The sequence below is a fragment of the Klebsiella sp. 10982 genome (assembly GCF_048589245.1).
GTDB lineage: Bacteria > Pseudomonadota > Gammaproteobacteria > Enterobacterales > Enterobacteriaceae > Klebsiella > Klebsiella quasivariicola.
In genome coordinates, this window is sequence record NZ_JBMAXV010000004.1 from 217,477 (window position 1) to 239,814 (window position 22,338).

Sequence of the window (22,338 nt, forward strand, 5' to 3'; positions counted from 1 at the left end):
AGTTACAACCACTCGCCATTCACATAAAATGCATATTTAGTGAATAACTATCCGATAAAGGGGGATAAACAGTGATTAACAAAGATAAGTTATGCAACGGTAAGATATAATTCTGTAATTGTGATCCTCTGCGAAATTTATCGTAGCTATTTGCCCTTTTTTGGCGCGACATGCCCACTATGAGGGCATCAGCGGCACAAGCATGTGCAGCGATTGGCAGAATGACGCATCCGGTGGCAGCCAGCCTGGCGAATTTCTGCTACCATCCCTGCACTATTCACCTTGCACAGTGGCAGCGACTATGAAATTCGTCTCTTTTAATATCAACGGCCTGCGTGCCCGCCCACACCAACTGGCCGCCATCGTCGAAAAACACCAGCCGGACGTGATTGGCCTGCAGGAAACCAAAGTTCACGACGATATGTTCCCTCTGGAAGAAGTTGCCAGGCTCGGCTACAACGTCTTTTATCACGGGCAGAAAGGCCATTATGGCGTCGCGCTGCTGACCAAAGAGACGCCGATTGCCGTCCGCCGCGGCTTTCCCGGCGATGGCGAAGAGGCTCAGCGCCGCATCATCATGGCGGAGATCCCATCGCCTTTCGGCAACGTCACCGTGATTAACGGTTATTTCCCGCAGGGTGAGAGTCGCGATCATGAAATCAAATTCCCGGCCAAAGCGGCGTTCTATCAAAATCTGCAGAACTATCTGGAGACCGAACTCAACAAAGAGCAGCCGGTGCTGATCATGGGCGACATGAACATCAGTCCTACCGATCTCGACATCGGTATCGGCGAAGAGAACCGCAAACGCTGGCTGCGCACCGGCAAATGTTCCTTCCTGCCGGAAGAGCGGGAATGGATGGACCGCCTGCTGGGCTGGGGGCTGGTGGACACCTGGCGTCAGGCTAACCCGGACAATCAGGAGCACTTCTCGTGGTTTGATTACCGCTCCAAAGGCTTCGACGATAACCGCGGGCTGCGCATCGACCTGCTGCTGGCCAGCCAGCCTCTGGCGCAGCGCTGCGTGGAGACCGGGATCGATTATGAGATCCGTGGGATGGAAAAACCGTCCGACCACGCGCCGGTGTGGGCCACCTTCCGACCATAATTCGCCCCTTCTCTCGCCTCCCGCTCTGCGGGGGGCAGAATTTCCTGAGCAAAATCAACAAAGCGACGGTAAAGCATTGTGACCGTTGTCGGAACAGGATACTGTCGCGCGCACTTTTTGATGTCCACCGCGCCCAGGCTGTACAGGAGAACCCCCATGCAAAAGAAGCCGTCATCCGGCCATTGGTAAAGGGCTGGGACTTCTCGCGCTGGTGGACACGCTGGCCGTGATCAGCCATCGCGTCGGTCTCCACGATCTGCTGACTCATCTGCATCTGCTTCAGGACACCCTGCGCCATCATGGCGCCTGGGGATATCTGGTCTATGTTGCGCTATTTATCATTGCCACCCTGTGTCTCATCCCCGGCAGCCTGCTGGTGATCGCCGGTGGGATGCTCTTCGGCCCGCTGCCAGGCTCCCTGCTCTCGTTTGCCGCCGCCACCGTCGCCTCTTCGCTGTCGTTTTTGCTTGCCCGCTGGCTTGGGCGCGATCTGCTGCAGCGCTATGTGGGCCATACCGCCGTCTTTCAGGCGATTGAGCGCGGTATCGCCCGCAGCGGTAGCGATTTCCTGATCCTCACCCGCCTGGTGCCGCTCTTTCCCTACAACATTCAGAACTACGCCTACGGTCTGACGGCGATCCGCTTCTGGCCCTTTACCCTGATCTCCGCCGTCACCACCCTGCCGGGTCTGGTCATCTATTCGGTGATGGCCAGCGAACTGGCCCGCGAGGGGGTGACCCTCGCCTTCGCGCTCAAACTGAGCCTCGCCGGCGGACTGCTGTTTGCCCTGGTGCAGATGGGCAAACGGTTTGCCCGCGCCCGTCGCGTGGCGGCGTGCAGTGAGGAGGTGCGCCATGACCCGACCTGATCGCCATCACCTGCGCCGCGCCCGGCTGGCCCTTGCCGTCGTGGCCGTCGCCGCGCTGGCCGCCTGGCTGTGGTTCCCCGGCGGGCGTGCCTTTCTGCAGCAGAGCCTGGCGGCGTTAGCGTCGCTGGATCCGCAGCATGTCGAAGGGTTTATCGCCGCCTGGGGGCCGCAGGCCGCGCTGGTCTCTTTTGCGCTGATGATCCTCCAGGCGATCGTCGCCCCGTTGCCGGCTTTCCTGATTACCCTGGCGAACGCCGCGCTGTTCGGCGCCTTCTGGGGCGGGGCGCTGTCGTGGTTCAGCGCCATGGTCGGGGCCGGGCTCTGCTTCTGCATCGCCAGAGCGCTCGGGCGCGAAGTGGTGGAAAAACTCACCGGCCGCACGGTGCTGCGCAGCGTTGACGGTTATTTCACCCGCTTTGGCCCGCAGACGATCCTCATTTGTCGCCTGCTGCCGTTTGTGCCGTTTGATCCGGTCAGCTATGCCGCGGGGCTGACCACGCTGCGCTTCTGGCCCTTTATGCTGGCCACCGGCGTGGGCCAGCTGCCAGCGACCATCGTCTATTCCTGGGCCGGGAGTCTGCTCACCGGGGGCACCTTCTGGCTGGCCACCGGGCTTTCGCTGCTTTTTGCCCTGGCGGTAGTCATCTCTATCGCCAAAAATATTTACCGTGAACGTCATAAGAGATCGTCGCCATGAGCTTACCCCCGCTGGATTCTGTCCCCCTGATCCTTCGTCCGCAGGCCTGGCTGCACCGCCGGCATTACGGCCAGGTGCTGAGCCCCATTCGCTGGTGGGGACGGATCCCGTGGCTGTTTTATCTGGTTTCGCTGTTCGTGGGCTATATTGAACGCCGCCGCTCGCCGCTGGAGCCGGTGCTGCGCTCGCTGGTCAGCGCCCGCATCGCCCAGCTGTGCCACTGCGAATTCTGTATCGATATCACCAGCATGACCCTCGCGGCGCGGAGCGGGAGCCAGGACAAGCTGCTGGCGGTCGCCGACTGGCGCAGCAGTACGCTGTTCAGCGAAAAAGAGCGTCTGGCGCTGACCTATGCCGAAGCCGCCACCCAGACGCCGCCAGCGGTAGATGATGCCCTGCGCAGCGCGCTGTCCGCGAATTTTGACGCCCGGGCGCTCACCGAGCTGACCGCCCTGATTGGCCTGCAAAATTTATCGGCGCGGTTTAATGCCGCGATGGCAATCCCGGCCCAGGGCCTGTGCCAGCTGCCCACCTCTTCCTCACACAATAAGGAGTAACGATGCGCCGTTTGCGTGATTACAGCCTCTGTCTGTGCCTGCTGCTCCTCTTGCCGCTGGCGGTTCATGCCGACGACCGCTGGCAGCAGATCCAGACCGAAGCCCGCGGGCAGACCGTCTGGTTTAACGCCTGGGGCGGCGACCCGGCCGTCAACCGGTATCTGGCGTGGGTCAGCGAGGAGGTGAAACGCCACTACGCCATCGACCTGCGTATCGTGCCTGTCGCCGACGCCGCCGACGCAGTGAAACGCATCCAGAGCGAGGCGCAGGCCGGTCGTCGCCGGGGCGGGTCGGTGGATCTGCTGTGGATCAACGGCGAGAACTTTCGCACCCTAAAACAGGCCAACCTGTTGCTCACCGGCTGGGCCGAATCGCTGCCCAACTGGCGCTTTGTCGATCTGCAAAAGCCGGTTCGGGAAGACTTTTCTGTCGCCACCGAGGGCGCGGAGTCGCCGTGGGGTAGCGCCCAGCTGACGTTTATCGCCCGCCGCGGGCAAACGCCGCAGCCGCCCACCAGCCCGCAGGCGCTGCTGGCCTTCGCCAGAGCCCATCCGGGCAGCGTAACCTATCCGCGGCCGCCGGACTTCACTGGCACCGCCCTGCTGGAGCAACTGTTGATTGCCCTCACCGACCAGCCAGCCGCCCTGCGCCAGCCGCCGCAGGCGGCGACCTTCGCGGCGGTCACGGCCCCGCTGTGGCGCTATCTCGATGCGCTGCACCCGGCCCTGTGGCGAGCGGGGAAAGATTTCCCGGCGTCCCCGGCACGGATGGATACCATGCTCAACCAGGGCACCCTCCGCTTATCGCTCACCTTTAACCCGCTGCACGCCCGACAGAAAGCCGCCAGCGGCGAATTACCGACGGACAGCTACAGCTTCGGCTTTACGGCGGGGACCCTCGGCAACGTCCATTTCGTTACCATCCCGGCTAACGCCCGCGCCGTCGCGGGCGCCAAAGTGGTGGCCAATTTCCTGATCTCGCCCGAAGCGCAGCTGCGCAAGGCCGATGCCGCCGTCTGGGGCGATCCGAGCGTACTGGACCCGCAGCGTCTGCCTGACGGCCAGCGGCAGGCGCTGGCGGCCACCGTGCCGCAGGATCTGCCGCCGGTGCTTGCCGAGCCGCACGCGGCATGGGTTGACGCGCTGGAGCAGGAATGGCTGCGTCGCTACGGTACCCACTGATCCTGCTGGCCTGGGGGACAATGGCGGCGATCTATCTGCCGCTGCTCCCCGCCGCCGGGGAACTGGTGGGCGCTGCGCGCTCCCCGGTCCACTGGCGGGCGCTGTTCGCCGACCCGCAGCTGGGCCAGGCGCTGGCCGCCACCCTTGTCTCGACGCTGCTGTCCGTCGGCGGTGCGCTGCTGATCGCCCTGACCGTTGCCGCAGCCCTCTGGCCCTCGCCGCGCTGGCGACAGCTGGCTTCCCGTCTGCCGCTGCTGCTGGCGGTGCCGCATCTTGCCCTGGCGACGGCGGCGCTGCTGCTGTTCGCCGAAGGGGGCTGGCTCTGGCAGCAGCTGCCGTTCTTGTCGCCGCCGGTTGACCGGTACGGCATCGGGCTTGGCCTGACGATGGCCCTGAAAGAGAGCGCCTTTATGCTGTGGGTGCTGTATGGCCTGTTGGGGGAGAAACGCCTCGCCGACCAGGCGACTGCGCTGAAGAGCCTTGGCTATGGCCGCTGGCAGTGCCTGCGCTGGCTGGTGCTGCCCGCCACCCTCCCCGCCCTCGGCATGGTGCTGCTGGCCACCACCGCCTGGAGTCTGTCGGCGGTCGATGTCGCCCTGGTGCTGGGGCCTGGCAATCCGCCCACGCTCGCCGTACTGGCGTGGCAGTGGTTAAGCCAGGGCGACGACCTGCAGCAGGCCAAAGGGACGCTGGCCAGCCTGCTGCTGCTGGCGATCCTTGGCGGGATGGCGCTGATCGCCTGGGGCGGATGGCGGCTACAGCGTCGGCGTCTGCCCGATCTGCGCGGTGTTCGTCACCCTCATCCTCATGCCCTGCCCGGGCGCCTGCTGGCGACGCTGCTGCCGCTGAGCGGCCTGCTGGGCGCCCTGTTGCTGGCGGGGCTGGCCCGCTCGACGCCGCCGCAGATGGATGCTCTTGGCAACAGCCTTGGCCTGGCGCTGGCGGCCTGCGCCCTCGGCGCGGCCGTCTGCCTGCTGTGGCTGGCCTGCGGTCCGGCTCGAGGGGATGGCTGGGTCTGGCTACCGCTGGTGCTGCCGGCCCTGCCGCTGGCCGATGGCCAGTATCGGCTGGCGCTGTACGCCTGGCTTGACGGCGACTGGTTGACCGTCCTGTGGGGCCATCTGCTGTGGGTAGTGCCCTGGATGCTGTTTATTTTGCGCCCGGCCTGGCGCCAGCGCGACCCGCGGCTGACGGTTATCGCCCGCACGATTGGCTGGGGAGCTACGCGTATTTTCTGGCTGGTGACCCTGCCCTCGCTGACCCGCCCGCTGCTGACCGCGCTGGCGGTGGGCTTTTCCGTGAGTATCGCGCAGTATCTGCCGACGCTATGGCTGGGGGCCGGCCGAATTCCGACGCTCACCAGCCAGGCGGTGGCGCTCAGCAGCGGCGGCGAGGTGCAGACGCTCGCCGCCCAGGCGCTGTGGCAATTACTGCTGCCGGCAGTATGCTTTACCCTGACGGCTCTGCTGGCCTGGCTGGCGGGCCGCTACCGACGAGGACTTCGCTAGTGCTAACCGTAAACCATCTGACCCTGAGCGTGAAACGCCAGCCGCTGCTGCGGGAGGTTACCTTTTCGGTGGCGCCTGGCGAGGTGCTGACGCTGATGGGCCCCTCCGGTAGCGGGAAATCGACGCTGTTTGCCTGGATGATTGGCGCCCTGTCAGGCGATTTTCGCGCCGAAGGCGAGCTGTGGCTCAACGAACGGCGCTGCGATACGCTGCCGACGGAGCGTCGGCGCATCGGCATCCTGTTTCAGGACCCTCTGCTGTTCGACCATTTCAGCGTCGGGCAAAATTTACAGCTGGCGCTGCCGGAGTGCGTGCGCGGCGAGGCGCGAAAAGTCGCAGTCGAGCAGGCGCTCAACCGCGCCGGACTGGCTGGCTTCGCCCCACGCGATCCGGCCACGCTCTCCGGCGGGCAGCGGGCGCGGGTGAGCCTGCTACGTGCGCTGCTGGCGCGCCCCGAGGCGCTGCTGCTCGATGAGCCCTTCAGCCGCCTGGATGCCACCCTGCGCGCCGGGTTCCGCCGCTGGGTTTTTGAGGAACTGGCCCGCCAGGCCATTCCGGCGATCCTTGTGACCCACGATCGCGAGGACGGTCCGCCGGCGGGGCGCTGCCTGGCGATGGAGCGCTGGCAATGAAGAGTAATAGCGTGCAAACCTGCGTTACCGCAAAGAAATCGATGCCTGGCGAGCGGAGAATACGCCCTCCACTTTTTACCGTCGGGCATTTCGATGAAACGTGTTTCTCAATTGACCGCACTCGCCCTGCTTATGGGGCTTGCTGCTTCCACCACCTGCGCCGCTGAAACCATGCCTGCGCTCACCTTATCTCATCTGCAACAGCAGCACGGCGTGGCCATTGACACCCGCCTGAGCGCTTATTACAACGGCTGGCCGCAGCGCGCCAACGGCCCGGAAGGCCATGAGCCGCAGGCCCTGAATCTTTCCGCCCGCTGGCTCGGCGCCATGAGCGACGATCAGCTCCGCGCCTGGGCTAAGCAGCACCAGATCCAGCCTGATACCCCCGTCGCGCTGTACGGCAGTCCGGAGGATAACGTCAGCGTCGCGGCGCGGTTGAAACAAGCGGGTTTCACCCGGCTCAGCACGCTGAGCGATGCGCTGAGCCAGACCGACCGCCTGCAAAAACTGCCGCACTTTGAACAGCTGGTCTACCCGCAGTGGCTGCACGACCTGCAGCAAGGGAAAAGCGTAACCGCCGCCCCAACCGGCGACTGGAAAGTGTTTGAAGCCGCCTGGGGAGCGCCGAAACTCTATCTGCTGAGCCATATCCCTGGCGCGGGCTACATCGATACCAATGAGGTGGAGAGCGAACCGCTGTGGAATAAAGTGTCCGATGCGCAGCTGAAGGCGATGCTGGCGAAGCACGGCATCCGGCATGACACCACAGTGATCCTCTACGGTCGCGACGTCTACGCCGCAGCGCGGGTGGCGCAGATCATGCTCTACGCCGGGGTCAAAGACGTGCGCCTGCTTGACGGCGGCTGGCAGACCTGGTCCGACGCCGGGCTGCCGGTGGAGCGCGGTATGCCGCCGGCCCAGCAGCCGGCGCCAGACTTCGGCGCGCCGATCCCCGGCCAGCCGCAGCTGATGCTGGATACCGAACAGGCCCGCGGCCTGCTGCATCGTCAGGATGCCTCGCTGGTCAGCGTCCGCTCGTGGCCGGAGTTTATCGGCACCACCAGCGGCTATAGCTATATCAAACCGAAGGGCGACATCGCCGGCGCCCGCTGGGGCCACGCCGGGAGCGACTCCACCCACATGGAGGATTTCCATAACCCGGACGGCACCATGCGCAGCGCCGACGATATTGCTGCCCTGTGGCGCCAGTGGAACATTCTGCCGAGCCAGCAGGTGGCGTTCTATTGCGGGACCGGCTGGCGGGCCTCGGAAACCTTTATGTATGCCCGGGCTATGGGCTGGCCGCACGTCGCGGTGTACGACGGCGGCTGGTACGAATGGAGCAGCAACCCGCACAATCCGGTCGCCCGCGGCGAGCGCGGCCCTGAAAGCAGTCAGTAACGCACCCCGCCTCAGCGCGTCGCCCCTTGTCGGCGACGCGCGCCGTTATAACGGTCCTTGTCGGCGACGCGCGCCGTTATAACGGTGTAGCCACCCGCTTTAGCGTCTGGTAGCCGCTCCAGATGCGCGTCGCCGTCGTCAGCCAGCACAGCGCGCCAAACAGCCACGCCAGCCAGGCGAAATGCGCCGGAAACAGGCAGCCGAGGACAAACAACATTATGGTCTCCGTCCCCTCCGTCAGTCCCCCGAGATAGTACAGCGATTTATGGGCGTAGCCGGGATTGGCAATTTGATGTCTGGCCGCCAGCGCGGCAAAAGCGAGAAAGCTGCTGCCGGTGCCGATAAAGGCAAACAGCAGCCAGCCGCCCGCCAGCGCATTGTTAAGCGGATCCGCCAGAATAAAGCCGAACGGCACCAGGGCGTAGAAGAGAAAATCCAGCGCAATATCGAGAAAGCCGCCCGCGTCCGTGAGCCCGCGCCGCCGCGCCAGAGCACCGTCCAGGCCATCCAGCAGGCGGTTGAGGAGGATGGCCGCCAGCGCCGCGCCATACCACCCCAGCGCCAGAAAAGGCAGAGCCAGCACGCCGATGGCAAAACCGAGCAGCGTCAGCCCGTCTGGTGAGATGCCCGGACGGTCAAGGGCGCCGGCGACAGCGTTAAGCAGGGGTTTAAGGCGCGGATGCAGGTGGCTATCAAGCACGGAGGTCTCCAGCAGGGTTGGCGGTTGTCAGTCAAGGTCTATGGCGGTGATAATAGGCCAGATTCGTCTTATTAACGTTGATGCTTATGCTAAAAATGATTGATGTTGTCGCGGCCATTATTGAACAGGATGGCAAGATTCTGCTGGCGCAGCGCCCGCCCCACGCCGACCAGCCGGGAATGTGGGAGTTCGCTGGCGGCAAAGTGGAGCCAGGTGAAAGCCAGCCGCAGGCGCTGACCCGCGAGCTACAGGAGGAAATGGGTATCATCGCCCGTCCGACATGCTATATCGCCAGCCATCAGCGGGAGGTCTCCGGTCGCCAGATCCATCTGCACGCCTGGTGGGTACCGCATTTTCAGGGCACGCCGCTGGCCCATTATCACAGTCAGCTGCGCTGGTGCCTGCCCGCTGACGCCTTGACCCTCGATCTTGCCCCGGCCGATATTCCGCTGCTGCACGCCTTTATCGCCCAGCGCCCCACCTTTTCCGTCTGCTGATCCGCCCGCCGCTGCGTCATCGCTTTTAGTTATGACCGGCGGGCGATTATAAATTTTGTTGTCGGCTCAATTTTTCCTTGCTTGCCTAAGGATTAGCGGTGTTATAGTCGGAAAATCGGTTTTTTCAAGGACCGAACCATAATAAATACATGCAACCACAACCATAAGGGGAACTGATATCTATGGATCAGACGTGCACTCTGGAAGGCTTTCTCACCCGCGTTCAACAGCGCGATCCGCATCAAACCGAATTTGCTCAAGCCGTCCGGGAGGTAATGACCACCCTGTGGCCTTTCCTTGAGGAAAATCCGCGCTATCGTCAGCTTGCTTTGCTGGAACGTCTGGTGGAACCGGAGCGTGTGATCCAGTTCCGCGTGGTATGGGTTGACGACCGCAATCAGGTCCAGGTCAACCGCGCGTGGCGCGTGCAGTTCAACTCGGCCATCGGCCCGTATAAAGGCGGGATGCGTTTCCACCCGTCGGTCAACCTGTCGATTCTCAAATTCCTTGGCTTCGAGCAGACCTTCAAAAACGCCCTGACCACCCTGCCGATGGGCGGCGGGAAAGGCGGCAGCGATTTCGATCCTAAAGGCAAGAGCGATGGCGAAGTGATGCGCTTCTGCCAGGCGCTGATGACCGAGCTCTATCGCCACCTTGGCCCGGATACCGACGTACCGGCGGGCGATATCGGCGTCGGCGGCCGCGAAGTCGGCTTTATGGCCGGGATGATGCGCAAGCTCTCCAACAACAGCGCCTGCGTCTTCACCGGTAAAGGCCTCTCTTTTGGCGGCAGCCTGATCCGTCCGGAAGCCACCGGTTACGGCCTGATCTACTTCACCGAAGCGATGCTCAAACGCCACGGTCTCGGCTTCGAAGGCGCTCGCGTGGCGGTTTCCGGCTCCGGCAACGTCGCGCAATACGCCATTGAGAAAGCGATGGAGCTTGGCGCGCGGGTGGTCACTGCCTCCGACTCCAACGGCACCGTCGTGGACGAAGCGGGCTTCACCAAAGAAAAACTGGCCCGCCTGATCGACATTAAAGAGCGTGCCCACGGCCGCGTGGCCGACTACGCACGCGAATTTGGCCTCACCTATCTTGAAGGTCAGCAGCCGTGGTCAGTGCCGGTGGATATCGCCCTGCCTTGCGCGACCCAGAACGAACTGGACGTCGATGCCGCCCGCCAGCTGATTGCCAACGGCGTGAAGGCCGTGGCGGAAGGCGCCAACATGCCGACCACCATCGCCGCAACCGACCTGTTCCTGGAAGCTGGCGTGCTGTTTGCCCCGGGCAAAGCGGCCAATGCCGGCGGCGTAGCGACTTCTGGTCTGGAGATGGCGCAGAACGCCGCGCGCATGGGCTGGAAAGCGGAAAAAGTGGATGCCCGTCTGCATCACATCATGCTGGATATTCACCACGCCTGCGTCGAATACGGCGGTGAAGCGAAGCAGACCAACTACGTCCGCGGCGCGAATATCGCCGGTTTCGTGAAGGTTGCGGACGCCATGCTGGCCCAGGGCGTGATTTAACCGCCCCCCTCCATCCCGGCGGCTGCCCGCCGGGATGTATCTCACGACGTTATCGTGATCACCACTTTTCCCAGATGCTGACCACTGTCCAGACAGGCATGCGCCTCGGCAATCTCCGCCATCGGGTAGCTGGCGTAGATCAGCGGCTTACATTTCCCTGCCTCAAGCAGCGGCCAGACGTGGCGCCGCAGCGCCTCGGCAATATCCTGTTTCTCCGCCGCCGTCCGGCCGCGCATGGTTGAGCCAGTGACGGTGGCTCGCTTGAGCATCAGGGTCTGAATATCAACCTCATGAGCGATTCGTCCGCCCATAAAGCCGATGATCACCAGCCGTCCATCCTTTTTCAGTAGCCCAAGGTTGCGGTTAAAGTAAGGGCCGCCAACGATATCCAGAATAACATCCACGCCTTCATCGTGGGTCAGCTGGCCGATTTTCTCCGCAAAATCATCGGTTTTGTAGTTAATCGCCGTGGCATAGGGACGTAGGGCAGCGATTTTTTCGTCCTGGCCAACGGTGGCATAGACAGTCATCCCCAGCGCGTGGCACAGCAGGACCGCGGTGGTGCCAATCCCGCTGGCGCCGCCGTGCACCAGGATGCTTTCGCCAGGCTGCAGCTTACCCAGCTGGAAGACGTTCGCCCAGACGGTGAAGAACGTTTCCGGGATGGCGGCCGCTTCGGTAAAGCTAAGGCCCGCCGGGATCGGCAACGTCTGGCCTGCCGGTACGGCGCAGTATTCGGCATAGCCGCCGCCGTTGGTCAGCGCGCAAACGCGATCGCCGGGCGTAAACGCTGTGACCTGCGCGCCGACTTTTGCGACCACGCCCGCCACCTCAAGGCCGGGCACGGGGGTGACGCCTTCAGGCATGGGATACAGACCCTGGCGCTGCAGAATATCCGGCCGGTTGACGCCCGCCGCTTTCACCTCGACGAGCACCTCGTGCTCTCCGATAGTGGGGATATCTCCGTCGCGGATCTGCAATACCTCCGGGCCGCCCGGTTGGCTGATAGCGATATATTTCACGGGTCCTCCTTATCGCCGGTGAAAGAAATAAGCAACAATATCGGGAAGGGCGAAGACGCATTCAGGGGGGGAAAGTAATCAGGCCCTGCCCGGCTGTTTAGTGTAGACCATTGGCCTGGCTGGCGGAGAAGCGGTGGCCGCGGGGAATCGCTTCCTCGCGACCACCGGCGGGTTACTGCGGCGGCGGCGGCGCAGCATCGTCTGCCGCTTTTTTGCCTTTCGGCTTGCCTTTACCTTTGCTGAACGACTTTTTCGCCCCGCCCGGCGCCACCAGGCCGCGGAACTGACGCACTGGCGTGCTCCGTGCCTGATCGATCAGCTGGAACAGCGTCCCCACCAGCGGCTGCATAAAGTCCTGATAGCGGCACTGCTTTTCGCTGATCTGCGTCAGGACCGATTCCCAGTGGGCGGTCATATCCGGGCGCGCGGCCATCTCCGGCAGGGAGTGAATCAGCGCCCGGCCAGCATCCGAGGAGTGGATATAACGCCCTTTTTTGGTCAGGAAGCCGCGCTTAAACAGCAGCTCGATAATCCCGGCGCGGGTCGCTTCTGTGCCGAGACCGTCGGTGGCGCGGAGGATCTTCTTCAGATCTTTATCCTGCACGAAGCGGGCAATCCCGGTCATCGCCGACAGCAGCGTGGCGTCGGTAAAGTGGCGCGGCGGCTGGGTCTGTCGCTCCACCACTTCACCTTTTTCGCACAATAGCTCATCGCCTTTGGCGACCACCGGCAACGGCGTACCGTCATTCTCTTCGTCGCGCTCTTTGTTACCAAGCAGCGCGCGCCAGCCCGCTTCGGCGAGGAAGCGCGCCTTAGCGACAAATTTGCCGTTAGCAATATCAAGGTCAATCTGGCATTTGCGGAACACCGCGTCCGGGCAGAACTGCATCAGATACTGCCGGGCGATCAGGTTGTACACCTTCTCTTCGTTATCGTTGAGTTTGACCTGACTGCTGCGCGCGGTCGGGATAATCGCATGGTGCGCGTCGACCTTTTTATCATCCCAGCAGCGGTTGCGGATCTCCGGATCCATCACCGGCTGCGGCAGCAGGTCCGCCGCATGGACGGCAATCGCATTCAGTACCGCATGGCGGCCGGCAAAGTGCTCTTCCGGCAGGTAGCGGCTGTCCGAACGCGGGTAGGTGATGAGCTTGTGGGTTTCGTACAGCTTCTGGCAGATATCCAGCACGTTCTGCGCGCTGAAGCCGAAACGTTTGGCCGCCTCAATCTGCAGCGCCGACAGGGAGAACGGCAGCGGCGCGGGTTCAGAATCGCGCTTATCGTTATAGCCGGTCACGATTGCCGGCTGGCCTTCGATGCGCTTGACCACATGCTCGGCCAGTGGACGATGCAGCAGACGCCCTTCTTCATCCTGATAAGGTTCGCAGGCTTCGCTTGGCACCCAGGTGGCGACAAAGCGCTCCTCCTGCGGCGTGACGATATGCGCCTTCACGTCGAAGAAATCTTTGGCGACGAAATTTTCAATTTCTTCATCGCGACGGACCACCAGGCCAAGTACCGGGGTCTGCACCCGCCCCACGGAGAGCACCCCCTGATAGCCGGCGTTGCGCCCCAGCAGGGTGTAGGCGCGGGTCATATTGATGCCGTACAGCCAGTCGGCGCGGGCCCGCGCCAGCGCCGACACGCAGAGTGGCACGAACTCGCTGTTGGCGCGCAGGCGGTTGATCGCCCGCTCAACCGCCTGCGGGTTGAGATCGTTAATCAGACAGCGCTGCACCTGCTGGCGCTTCTCCGGCGCCAGCTGCAGGTAATCGAGCACTTCGTCCACCAGCAGCTGCCCTTCTCTGTCCGGGTCGCCGGCATGGATCACTTCCTGCGCCTCGCCAAGCAGACGCTTGATTACATTGAGCTGTTTGGTGACCGAGGGTTTGGGCTGCAGCTGCCATTTCTCCGGCACAATCGGCAGATCGTTGAGATTCCAGCGGGCATAGCGGCTGTCGTAGATGTCCGGCTGCGCCTGCTCCAGCAGGTGGCCGATACACCAGGTGACCACCTGCCCGTTGCCGCACTCAATATAGCCATCGCCTTTGCGGTGCGGTTTAGGCAACACATCGGCGATAGCCCGTCCGAGACTCGGTTTTTCTGCAATAAACAACCGCATCGAATCAACGGATCTCGATCATGGGTCGCCCGCCGCGGGCGGTCACCAGCTCGCCGATGGCGGCCAGCTTAATGCCGAACTGCGCCGCGGCGGCCTGTACTTCGGCTTCCGCTTCCGGGGTCACCGCCAGCAGCAGGCCGCCGGAAGTCTGCGGATCGCACAGCAGATCCCGCCACTCCGTCGGCATCTCGCCCATCAGATGGCCGTAGCTGGCAAAGTTGCGCCCGGTGCCGCCCGGCACCGCGCCGGCGGCGATATACTCCTCCACCCCCGGCAGTTTCGGGATATCGGCATAGCGCAACTGCGCCTGCACGCCCGCTCCGCGGCACACCTCGCTGAGGTGGCCAAGCAGGCCAAAGCCAGTGACGTCGGTCATCGCCTTCACCCCGTCGATGGCGGCAAACGCGGCGCCGGCGAGGTTCATCTGGCACATGGTCTCTGTCGCCAGCCCCTGATGTTCCGGCTTGAGCAGCGATTTTTTCTCCGCGGTGGTCAGTACGCCGATCCCCAGCGGTTTGGTGAGATACAGTTTGCAGCCCGCCTGGGCGGTGCTGTTTTTCTTGATGCGCTCGGTGGGCACCACGCCGGTGACCGCCAGACCGAAGATCGGTTCCGGAGCATCGATGGAGTGGCCGCCCGCCAGCGCGATCCCGGCCTGCTGGCAGGCAAAGCGCCCACCCTCCACCACGTCGCGGGCGACTTCCGGCGCCAGGGTGTTGATTGGCCAGCCAAGGATGGCAATCGCCATAATCGGTTTCCCGCCCATGGCGAATATATCGCTGATGGCGTTGGTGGCGGCGATGCGGCCAAAGTCGAACGGATTATCGACAATCGGCATAAAGAAATCGGTGGTGCTGACGATGGACGTGCCGTTGCCAAGATCGTAAACGGCAGCATCATCGCTGGTTTCGTTGCCGACCAGCAGGTTCGGGTCGACAAACTTCGCCTGCTCGCTATGCAGGATAGTTTCCAGTACTTTCGGGGAAATCTTACAACCACAACCGGCTCCGTGGCTGTATTGCGTTAAACGAATGGCTTGCTCGCTCATGGACATCTCCTGTCATTGCAATCCCGCTATGTTAGCGCCCAAACGCCAGGGTGGTAAGTACGACAGTCTGAAATCGCGTATGGTTGCTCATTAAGCAGACAAAAAGCCGTTTTTGCGAGACACGGCAATTTTTTCCGCACCATTTTCACTTTTACTTAACGATGACAGAAATGTGACAGCACAGGACTGTCTTCTCTGGAATGATTATGACGTAAGGAAATTCTAATGAAAAAGCGTGTTCTTGCCCTTTGCCTGGCCAGTTTCTTCTCCGTTAACGCCTTCGCTCTGGTTCCCCCCGGGAATGATGTCACCACCAAGCCCGATCTCTACTATCTGACCAATGCTCAGGCTATCGACAGCCTGGCGCTGTTGCCGCCACCGCCGGCGGTGGGCAGTATCGCGTTTTTAAACGATCAGGCGATGTATGAGCAAGGCCGTCTGCTGCGCAATACCGAGCGCGGAAAACTGGCGGCAGAGGACGCGAACCTCAGCGCTGGCGGCGTGGCCAACGCTTTCTCCAGTGCTTTTGGCTCACCGATCACCGAGAAAGACGCGCCGCAGCTTCACAAACTGCTGACCAATATGATTGAAGACGCCGGCGATCTGGCGACCCGCAGCGCGAAAGAGAAATATATGCGCATTCGCCCGTTTGCGTTCTATGGCGTCTCCACCTGCAATACCGCCGAGCAGGACAAGCTGTCAAAAAACGGCTCCTACCCGTCCGGACATACCTCTATCGGCTGGGCCACCGCGCTGGTGCTGGCGGAGATCAACCCGCAGCGGCAAAACGAAATTTTGAAGCGCGGCTATGAGCTCGGCGAGAGCCGGGTGATCTGCGGCTATCACTGGCAGAGCGATGTCGATGCGGCGCGCATCGTCGGCTCCGCGGTGGTCGCTACGCTGCACACCAACCCGGCCTTCCAGCAACAGTTGCAGAAAGCCAAAGACGAATTCGCCAAAACGCAGAAATAACGTTATCGCCGTTAAACTCCCGGATGCGGCGCCTGGCGCGCCTTGTCCGGGCGACCAAATCGCACAGCGCTGTAGCCCCGGTAAGCGGTAGCGCCACCGGGGATAAGTCGCAAGCCGCCACCCGGCATAATAAGCACCGACTCAGAAGCGCGTCACAAACGGCGCGGTATCCGGCAGGGCAATCGTGGTTGAGGCTTTTAGCTGCGGCGTGCCCAGATAGAGGAAACCGACAATTTTATCCTGCTCGCGGCACGCGAAGCCGGCCCGCACCACCGGGCTCTCGGTCAATGCTCCGCTGCGCCAGATGCCATTGAATCCCTGGGCCAGGGCCGCCATCTGCATCGCCATCACCGCACAGCCTGCGGACATCTCCTGCTCCCAGCGCGGTACTTTCGGGTGGTCTTCACAGCGCGCGACCACGGTAATGATCAGCGGCGCGCGGAACGGCGCATTGCGGGCTTTCTCTATTCCCTTCTCATCCTGGCCGGCTTCCCGGGCCCCCTTTTCCAGCAACTGGCTGAAGCGCTCGCGGCCGTCATCGGCGATAATAAAGAAGCGCCACGGCTGCAGGGTGCCATGGTCCGGGGCGCGCAGCCCGGCGCGCAGTATATTTTCCAGCTGTTCGCCCGCCGGGGCCGGTTCAGCCAGGCGGGAAGCGCTTCGGCGATTAAGCAGCAGTTCGAGAGCATCCATCTGTATAACTCCTGTGATGTTATTTTTCATAAAATTAACACGCACAAGGATTTTGTTACAGCGCGGTCGGTGATTCCTGCTGACAACCGACGGCTCACTCTTTAGGATAGCCAGACGCGGCGGCCCCTGCGGCCTGCCCTTTTTAGATAACGTTAGGGAGAAGACATGCGAACCCTTTGGCGACTGATTGCCAGCTTTTTTAAATGGACGTGGCGGATACTCAACTTTATTCGCAAACTGGCTCTGAATGCGATCTTCCTGGTGCTGGTGCTGGTGTGTATCGGTATCTGGAGCCAGTTCAGCACCACCACCAGCGAACATGCCGCGCGCGGCGCGCTGTTGCTGGATATTACCGGCGTGGTGGTGGATAAACCTTCCGCCAGCAGCAAGCTCGGCGTAATTGGCCGCCAGCTGTTTGGCGCCAGCTCGGACCGTCTGCAGGAGAACTCTCTGTTCGATATCGTGCAGACCATTCGCCAGGCGAAAGATGACCGCAATATCACCGGTATTGTGCTGGATCTGAAAAACTTCGTCGGCGGCGACCAGCCGTCCATGCAGTATATCGGCAAAGCGCTGCGCGAATTCCGTGACAGCGGCAAACCGGTCTATGCCGTCGGCAGCAGCTACAGCCAGGGCCAGTACTACCTGGCGAGCTTTGCCAACAAAATCTGGCTCTCGCCGCAGGGCGAGGTAGACCTGCACGGCTTCGCCACCAACGGGCTGTACTACAAATCGCTGCTGGATAAGCTGAAAGTCTCCACCCACGTCTTCCGCGTCGGCACCTATAAATCCGCCGTTGAGCCATTCATTCGCGATGATATGTCCCCTGCCGCCCGCGAAGCGGACAGCCGCTGGATTGGCGAACTGTGGCAGAACTACCTCAACACCATTGCCGCCAACCGCCAGATCACCGCCCAGCAGCTCTTCCCAGGCGCCCAGGGCATTATCGACGGCCTGCGTAAAGTGGGCGGCGATACAGCGAAATATGCGCTGGACAATAAGCTGGTGGATGAGCTGGCGACCTCCACGGAAGTGGAAAAGGCGTTAACCAAACAGTTTGGCTGGAGCAAAACCGATAACAATTATCGGGCGATCAGCTATTACGACTACAACGTGAAGACGCCGTCTGACCAGGGTTCCGCCATCGCGGTCATCTTCGCCAACGGCGCCATCATGGACGGTGAGGAGACCCCGGGCAACGTCGGCGGCGACACCACCGCCGCGCAAATTCGCGATGCGCGCCTCGACCCGAAAATTAAGGCCATCGTTCTTCGCGTTAACAGCCCTGGCGGCAGCGTGACCGCCTCGGAAATTATTCGTGAAGAGCTGGCGGCAGCCAAAGCCGCCGGTAAACCGGTAGTGGTCTCGATGGGCGGCATGGCGGCATCCGGCGGTTACTGGATCTCCACCCCGGCGGATTACATCGTGGCGAACCCAAGCACCCTCACCGGATCCATCGGTATCTTTGGGGTGATCAATACCGTGGAAAATACCCTCGGGTCGATTGGCGTCCACACCGACGGCGTCGCCACGTCGCCGCTGGCCGATGTCTCCAGCACCAAAGCGCTGCCGCCGGAAGTACAGCAGCTGATGCAGTTGAGCATAGAGAACGGCTATCAGCGCTTTATCACCCTGGTGGCCAACGCCCGTAAGAGCACGCCGGAAAAAATCGACCAGATCGCCCAGGGCCACGTCTGGACCGGGGAAGATGCCAAAGCCAACGGCCTGGTCGACAGCCTCGGCGATTTCGACGACGCGGTGGCCAAGGCCGCCGAGCTGGCGAAGCTGAAAACCTGGCACCTTAACTACTATCAGGAAGAGCCGACCTTCTTCTCGATGGTGCTGGATAGCCTGACCGGCTCGGTACGCGCTTCGCTGCCGGCGGCCATTCAGGCCTGGTTGCCTGCGCCGGTGGCCGCGGCGGCTGAAACGGTGAAAGCAGAGAGCGACAAACTGGCGGCGTTTAACGACCCGCAAAACCGCTATGCCTTCTGCCTGACCTGCGCCAATATTCGTTAATACGCAGTGGCGGCCCCGTCCCCCGGGGCCGCCTTTTTCCCTCTCCTGCCAGCACCGCCACAAAGCCAGCGACCGACGCTGTATTTTTTCCTGCGTCTCTTTATACTGCGCCTGTCTACGACCAACCTAAGCGATGCTATGCAAAAAAAATCGATTTACGTTGCCTACACCGGTGGGACCATCGGTATGCAGCGCTCTGAACACGGCTATGTACCCGTTTCCGGCCATCTGCAGCGTCAGCTGGCGCTGATGCCTGAGTTCCATCGTCCGGAGATGCCGGACTTCACGATCCACGAATACCATCCGCTGATGGATTCCTCCGATATGACCCCCGAGGACTGGCAGCACATCGCCGACGATATCCGCAGCCATTACGAGGAGTATGATGGCTTTGTGATCCTCCACGGTACCGACACCATGGCGTTTACCGCCTCGGCGCTGTCGTTCATGCTGGAAAATCTCGGCAAACCGGTGATTGTGACAGGGTCACAAATTCCGCTGGCCGAGCTGCGTTCTGATGGGCAAATTAACCTGCTCAACGCCCTGTACGTCGCCGCCAACTACCCGATTAACGAAGTCGCGCTGTTCTTCAACAATCGACTGTTCCGCGGCAACCGCACCACCAAAGCCCACGCCGACGGCTTCGACGCTTTCGCCTCGCCAAACCTCGCGCCGCTGCTGGAGGCCGGGATCCATATCCGTCGTCTCGGAACGCCGCCCGCCCCGCAGGGCCGCGGAGAGCTTATCGTGCACCCCATCACCCCACAGCCGATTGGCGTGGTGACGATTTACCCCGGTATCTCCGCCGATGTGGTGCGCAATTTTCTGCGTCAGCCGGTGAAAGCGCTGATCCTCCGCTCCTACGGCGTCGGCAATGCCCCGCAGAATGGCGAGTTCATTCAGGTGCTGGCGGAAGCCAGCCAGCGCGGTATTGTGGTGGTCAATCTGACGCAGTGTATGTCCGGTAAAGTGAATATGGGCGGCTACGCCACCGGTAACGCTCTCGCTCAGGCGGGTGTCATCAGTGGTTTCGATATGACGGTGGAAGCGACGCTGACCAAGCTACACTATCTGCTTAGCCAGCAGCTGGACGTTGACGCTATTCGCGCGGCGATGCAGCAAAATCTGCGTGGCGAACTGACCCCCGACGAAGCTTAAGGAGAACGTATGGCACATCGAGCGCTATTACTGGTTGATTTGCAAAACGACTTTTGCGCCGGCGGCGCGCTGGCGGTTCCCGAAGGCGACAGCACCATCGAGGTGGCCAATGCGCTTATCGACTGGAGCCAGGCGCGCGGCGAGCCGATCGTCGCCAGCCAGGACTGGCACCCGGCGGATCATGGCAGCTTCGCCAGCCAGCACCAGGTGGAACCTTACACCCAGGGTGAACTCGACGGCCTGGCGCAGACCTTCTGGCCGGATCACTGCGTACAGCGCAGTGAAGGCGCGGCGCTGCATCCGTTGCTTAAGCAGCAGGCGATCGCCGCCGTATTCCACAAAGGACAAAACCGGGCCATTGACAGCTACAGCGCTTTTTTTGACAACGGTCACCGGCAGAAAACCGAGCTGGATGGCTGGCTGCGGGCGCAGGGCATTGTGGAGCTGACCGTTCTCGGCCTCGCCACCGACTACTGCGTCAAATTTACCGTGCTGGATGCCCTGACGCTGGGCTACGCGGTCAACGTCATCACCGACGGCTGTCGCGGCGTAAATCTGCAGCCGCAGGACAGCAGCCAGGCGTTTATGGAAATGGCCGCCGCGGGCGCCACGCTGTATACCCTCGACGACTGGCGGGAAACTCACGCGTAACCCCTCCCCCGGCGTCCACGCGCCGGGTCTTCTTTTGCCGCCACTTCGTTATCGTCCATAAATTGAACTCTCTCGCAGTTTCAACAGGTTATTGCTGGTAGTCTGGCAAGGCTATTTTTTCGCCACGCCATTTCCGTGGCGTGGTTATTTTTTTATGTCAAAGAGGAACCACTATGAAACGTTTGCCCTTGCTGGCAGCCTTGCCCTTGCTTTGCGCTTCCGCGCTCTCTGCCCAACCGCTGATGTCCGTCGGCTACTTCAACGGCGGCGGCGACGTCACTGCCGGGCCGGGCGGCGATATCGACAAGCTGGACGTCCGGCAGATCACCCACCTCAACTACTCGTTTGGCCTTATTTATAACGATGAGAAAGACGAGACCAATGCGGCCCTGAAGGATCCTGCGCATCTGCACGAGATCTGGCTGTCGCCGAAGGTGCAGGCGGATCTGCAAAAAATCCCTGCCCTGCGTAAACAGAACCCGAACCTCAAGGTCCTGCTGTCGGTCGGCGGCTGGGGGGCGCGCGGTTTCTCCGGCGCGGCGGCCACCCAAGAAACCCGTAAGGTGTTTATTCAGTCTGCGCAGGAAATTGTTGAAAAATATGGTCTGGATGGGATTGACCTCGACTGGGAGTTTCCGGTCAACGGCGCCTGGGGGCTGGTTGCCAGCCAACCGGCCGACCGCGATAACTTTACCGCGCTGTTAAAAGAGCTTCGTGCAGCGTTTGGTACCAGGAAACTGGTCACTATTGCCGTGGGGGCTAACGCAGAAAGTCCGAAAAGCTGGGTGGACGTTAAAGCGATTGCGCCCTCACTCGACTACATCAACCTGATGACCTACGACATGGCCTACGGCACACAGTACTTCAACTCGAATCTGTATGACTCCAGCCACTGGCCAACGGTCGCCGCGGCGGATAAATACAGCGCCGATTTTGTGGTCAACAATTACCTGGCCGCCGGGCTAAAACCCAGCCAGATGAACCTCGGGATTGGTTTCTATGGCCGGGTACCGAAACGGGCCGTCGAGCCGGGGATCGACTGGACGAAAGCGGATGCGCAAAACAATCCGGTCACCCAGCCCTATTTTGGGCCACAACAGATCGCGCTGTTTGCCTCGCTGGGCTATGACCTGAGCAAAGACACCTATGTGAAATACAACGATATTGTGGCCAAACTGCTCAACGATCCGCAAAAACGCTTTACCGAGCACTGGGACGATGAAGCGAAAGTCCCGTGGCTGTCGGTGCAGTCCGCGGAGGGCAAGCCGCTGTTCGCGCTGTCGTATGAGAACCCGCGCTCGGTGGCCATTAAGGCGGATTACATCAAGGCGAAGGGCCTCGCCGGGGCGATGTTCTGGGAATATGGCGCCGATGACCAGAACCAGCTGGCCCGTCAGCTGGCGGAATCGCTGGGGATCAAACACTAACCGCGGCTGTTTCACCGATCAACGCCGCCGGGCAGCGTGACGCAGGCAGCATCGGCTGCAATGCAGGTATCTCGCGCCGCCCGGGATCGGTTATGATGCCTGTTATCCGCTGCGCCACGCGCTGGCGCAGCTTAATCGTTTGACAGGAGGCAGGGGGCCATGGCCTATATCCCCAAAAATTACGCGCGTCTGGAAGTGGGCTACCGCGAAAAGGCGCTCAAGCTTTTTCCCTGGGTGTGCGGGCGCTGCTCGCGGGAGTTTGTCTACTCCAATCTGCGCGAACTGACGGTGCACCACATCGATCATGACCACTCCAACAACCCGGAAGATGGCAGCAACTGGGAGATGTTGTGCCTGTACTGTCACGATCACGAACATTCGAAGTACACCGAAGCCGATCAGTATGGCTCTACGGTGGTGGCGGGCGAAGATGCGCAAAAGAGCGTCGGCGAGGCCACCTACAACCCGTTTGCCGATCTGAAAGCGATGATGAATAAAAAGTAAGCAGACCGGTCTGACCGCTGCGCGCGGTCGTTCAGCCTGACGCCGTC

The 22,338-nt window shown here is 61.8% G+C and carries 21 protein-coding genes; 16 read left to right on the forward strand and 5 right to left on the reverse strand.

The features are described 5' to 3' along the window. Positions 1–301 precede the first annotated feature (301 nt). The 8 genes from xthA to ACKLKD_RS05465 all read left to right on the forward strand — a co-directional run bounded on the left by xthA (position 302) and on the right by ACKLKD_RS05465 (position 7,952). Positions 302–1,108: an exodeoxyribonuclease III gene (xthA, locus tag ACKLKD_RS05430; protein ID WP_087806021.1), complete on the forward strand. Its 807-nt coding sequence runs from the start codon at positions 302–304 to the stop codon at positions 1,106–1,108. Between the two features lie 211 nt (positions 1,109–1,319). Then, on the forward strand, positions 1,320–1,976 hold the full coding sequence (locus ACKLKD_RS05435) for a TVP38/TMEM64 family protein (RefSeq protein ID WP_087806023.1): 657 nt from the start codon (positions 1,320–1,322) through the stop codon (positions 1,974–1,976). Then, on the forward strand, positions 1,963–2,673 hold the full coding sequence (locus ACKLKD_RS05440; RefSeq protein WP_087806025.1) for a TVP38/TMEM64 family protein: 711 nt from the start codon (positions 1,963–1,965) through the stop codon (positions 2,671–2,673). The genes ACKLKD_RS05435 and ACKLKD_RS05440 overlap by 14 nt, the downstream gene beginning before the upstream one ends. Further along, positions 2,670–3,230 carry a carboxymuconolactone decarboxylase family protein gene (locus ACKLKD_RS05445; protein WP_087806027.1) on the forward strand — a complete coding sequence of 187 codons (561 nt, stop codon included), beginning with the start codon at positions 2,670–2,672 and terminating at the stop codon, positions 3,228–3,230. The genes ACKLKD_RS05440 and ACKLKD_RS05445 overlap by 4 nt, the downstream gene beginning before the upstream one ends. 2 nt (positions 3,231–3,232) lie before the next feature. Further along, the gene (locus ACKLKD_RS05450; protein ID WP_087806029.1) at positions 3,233–4,411 is read left to right on the forward strand and encodes an ABC transporter substrate-binding protein; all 1,179 of its coding nucleotides are present in this window, start codon (positions 3,233–3,235) and stop codon (positions 4,409–4,411) included. Then, positions 4,384–5,919 carry an ABC transporter permease subunit gene (locus tag ACKLKD_RS05455; protein WP_087806031.1) on the forward strand — a complete coding sequence of 512 codons (1,536 nt, stop codon included), beginning with the start codon at positions 4,384–4,386 and terminating at the stop codon, positions 5,917–5,919. Before ACKLKD_RS05450 ends, ACKLKD_RS05455 begins: the two co-directional genes overlap by 28 nt. Continuing rightward, the gene (locus ACKLKD_RS05460) at positions 5,919–6,551 is read left to right on the forward strand and encodes an ATP-binding cassette domain-containing protein (protein ID WP_080924378.1); all 633 of its coding nucleotides are present in this window, start codon (positions 5,919–5,921) and stop codon (positions 6,549–6,551) included. Before ACKLKD_RS05455 ends, ACKLKD_RS05460 begins: the two co-directional genes overlap by 1 nt. Before the next feature lie 93 nt (positions 6,552–6,644). After that, a complete protein-coding gene (locus ACKLKD_RS05465; RefSeq protein WP_087806033.1) occupies positions 6,645–7,952 on the forward strand; it encodes a sulfurtransferase in 1,308 nt (435 codons plus the stop codon). Positions 7,953–8,028: 76 nt separating this feature from the next. On the opposite strand, the gene ACKLKD_RS05470 is transcribed toward ACKLKD_RS05465, so the two are convergent. Continuing rightward, the gene (locus ACKLKD_RS05470) at positions 8,029–8,652 is read right to left on the reverse strand and encodes a CDP-alcohol phosphatidyltransferase family protein (RefSeq protein WP_080924376.1); all 624 of its coding nucleotides are present in this window, start codon (positions 8,650–8,652) and stop codon (positions 8,029–8,031) included. Between the two features lie 86 nt (positions 8,653–8,738). Here ACKLKD_RS05470 and ACKLKD_RS05475 point away from each other — a divergent pair, with 86 nt between their 5' ends. After that, on the forward strand, positions 8,739–9,149 hold the full coding sequence (locus ACKLKD_RS05475; RefSeq protein WP_087806055.1) for a pyrimidine (deoxy)nucleoside triphosphate diphosphatase: 411 nt from the start codon (positions 8,739–8,741) through the stop codon (positions 9,147–9,149). Between the two features lie 182 nt (positions 9,150–9,331). Next, positions 9,332–10,675, forward strand: coding sequence for an NADP-specific glutamate dehydrogenase (gene gdhA / locus ACKLKD_RS05480; RefSeq protein WP_025714544.1), 1,344 nt, complete (start codon positions 9,332–9,334; stop codon positions 10,673–10,675). A 41-nt stretch (positions 10,676–10,716) separates the two neighbouring features. Here gdhA and ACKLKD_RS05485 read toward each other — a convergent pair whose 3' ends face one another. The 3 genes from ACKLKD_RS05485 to selD form a co-directional block, all read right to left on the reverse strand. Continuing rightward, entirely contained in the window at positions 10,717–11,697 is a 981-nt protein-coding gene (locus ACKLKD_RS05485; protein ID WP_025714543.1) for an NAD(P)H-quinone oxidoreductase, read from the reverse strand. Between the two features lie 172 nt (positions 11,698–11,869). After that, positions 11,870–13,819: a DNA topoisomerase III gene (locus tag ACKLKD_RS05490; RefSeq protein WP_087806035.1), complete on the reverse strand. Its 1,950-nt coding sequence runs from the start codon at positions 13,817–13,819 to the stop codon at positions 11,870–11,872. Positions 13,820–13,823: 4 nt separating this feature from the next. Further along, a complete protein-coding gene (gene selD, locus ACKLKD_RS05495) occupies positions 13,824–14,867 on the reverse strand; it encodes a selenide, water dikinase SelD (protein ID WP_087806037.1) in 1,044 nt (347 codons plus the stop codon). Positions 14,868–15,092: 225 nt separating this feature from the next. Here selD and phoC point away from each other — a divergent pair, with 225 nt between their 5' ends. Then, positions 15,093–15,839: an acid phosphatase PhoC gene (phoC, locus tag ACKLKD_RS05500; protein ID WP_025714471.1), complete on the forward strand. Its 747-nt coding sequence runs from the start codon at positions 15,093–15,095 to the stop codon at positions 15,837–15,839. A gap of 141 nt (positions 15,840–15,980) precedes the next feature. Here phoC and ACKLKD_RS05505 read toward each other — a convergent pair whose 3' ends face one another. Further along, positions 15,981–16,532, reverse strand: coding sequence for an NAD(P)H nitroreductase (locus ACKLKD_RS05505; protein ID WP_025714472.1), 552 nt, complete (start codon positions 16,530–16,532; stop codon positions 15,981–15,983). Positions 16,533–16,697: 165 nt separating this feature from the next. Between ACKLKD_RS05505 and sppA the strand changes: the two genes are divergently transcribed. From sppA to yajD, 5 genes are all read left to right on the forward strand, one after another. Then, positions 16,698–18,551: a signal peptide peptidase SppA gene (gene sppA, locus ACKLKD_RS05510; protein WP_025714473.1), complete on the forward strand. Its 1,854-nt coding sequence runs from the start codon at positions 16,698–16,700 to the stop codon at positions 18,549–18,551. 138 nt (positions 18,552–18,689) lie between these two features. Beyond that, positions 18,690–19,709, forward strand: a complete 1,020-nt coding sequence (ansA, locus tag ACKLKD_RS05515; RefSeq protein ID WP_023289277.1) for an asparaginase — start codon at positions 18,690–18,692, stop codon at positions 19,707–19,709. 9 nt (positions 19,710–19,718) lie between these two features. Further along, positions 19,719–20,360, forward strand: coding sequence for a bifunctional nicotinamidase/pyrazinamidase (pncA, locus tag ACKLKD_RS05520; protein ID WP_025714474.1), 642 nt, complete (start codon positions 19,719–19,721; stop codon positions 20,358–20,360). Between the two features lie 173 nt (positions 20,361–20,533). Next, the gene (locus ACKLKD_RS05525) at positions 20,534–21,787 is read left to right on the forward strand and encodes a glycoside hydrolase family 18 protein (RefSeq protein WP_025714475.1); all 1,254 of its coding nucleotides are present in this window, start codon (positions 20,534–20,536) and stop codon (positions 21,785–21,787) included. A 159-nt stretch (positions 21,788–21,946) separates the two neighbouring features. Continuing rightward, complete coding sequence (yajD, locus tag ACKLKD_RS05530; RefSeq protein WP_002901254.1) at positions 21,947–22,291, forward strand: HNH nuclease YajD; 345 nt, start codon at positions 21,947–21,949, stop codon at positions 22,289–22,291. The last annotated feature ends 47 nt before the right edge of the window (positions 22,292–22,338 follow it).